The following is a 1,277-nucleotide window of genomic DNA, read 5'->3' as shown; positions in this document are numbered from 1 at the left end:
ACACCCTTTATTGTCAGTAACTCTAAAGGTGTATGTATCTGGAGCAAGAGCTGTAAATATACCAGAGGTTATTCCAGAAGTATTTGTAGTTGCAGCAGCAGGGGCAATAATTTCATAAGTAAAAGGAGCATTTCCATTGGTAACGTTTACCGTTACATCAGATGTTTGTGCTGGGCAATTAGGAGCTGTTGCAGTAAAAGTTAAATCTGTAGGTTCGTTTAATGGATCAATTACAATTGCTGGAGTATCTTCAGTACACCCATTAACATCTCTAACAGTTATGGTATAAGACCCTGCTGTAATTCCAGTACTAAATGTATCTAACCCTTGGAAATTAACCCCATCTAAACTAAAGGTATAACCAGGAGTTCCTCCAGAATATCCAGTAACTTGAATTGTAGCTGAAGAGTTATCACAACGATAATCTTGAACTATATTTATTGTTCCAGGAGCTATTACTGCTGGAGCAGTAAGGGTAACACTATCTGTTGTTACACAACCTTTAGCGTCTGTTACGGTATAGTTATATGTTCCAGCTGTTAAACCTGCATAGGTAGTTTGAGTTGAAGGGGTACTACCATTAAAAACAATTTGATACGGAGCTAGACCACCTGAGATTTGTAATTCAGCAACGCCATCTGCACTAGTATTACAAAGAGGATTTGTAATAACTTCAACTACTGTTGGTGGGTTGTTTGCTGTAACAATAACTTGATTGGTAGTAACCGTACAACTTTCAGTATCTGTAATAATAAATTCATAAGTACCAGCAGTAGTAGTGAAATACGAAAAAGGAATACTAGGTACTGCAGTACTTGCTTGTATAGAAGTACCATCTCTAAGCACTTCGAAATTAAATGTTGGATTTCCGCCGGACATCGTAATGCTAATTTCAGCATCTGGTGTTGCGGAACAATCTAAATCTTTTATTAATGCAGCGCTGGCAGTTAATGTTGGAAAAACATCAATACTTGCAGTAGCAGTACAATTTTTACTATCAATAACCTCAATAGTATAATTACCTGGAGTTAAACCTGTAAAATCTTCTTCACTTTGGTAAGCTCCTCCTATTAAACGATACTGGAATGGTGCTACTCCCCCAGAAGTTACATTGGCAGTTAAAACTAATCCTGTAGAACTATCATAACATAAGCTATTAGCGTTCACTTCTAAAACAGGAGCTACCGTTGGGTTTAGGGTAAAGTTTCCAGTTACAATACATCCATTAGCATCGGTAACATTTACCGTATATGCTGCAGAAGTATCTGAAATTCCTG

The 1,277-nt window shown here is 37.3% G+C and carries 1 pseudogene; it reads right to left on the bottom strand.

The features are described 5' to 3' along the window. Window positions 1–1,277: pseudogene (locus Q0820_RS16885) on the bottom strand (hypothetical protein); the annotation flags it as partial.

Origin of the sequence: uncultured Maribacter sp. (assembly GCF_947495965.1) — a bacterium.
Classification (GTDB): Bacteria; Bacteroidota; Bacteroidia; order Flavobacteriales; family Flavobacteriaceae; genus Maribacter_B.
Note: the sequence above shows the minus strand (reverse complement) of the source record. Positions and strands in the feature narration are given on the sequence as shown.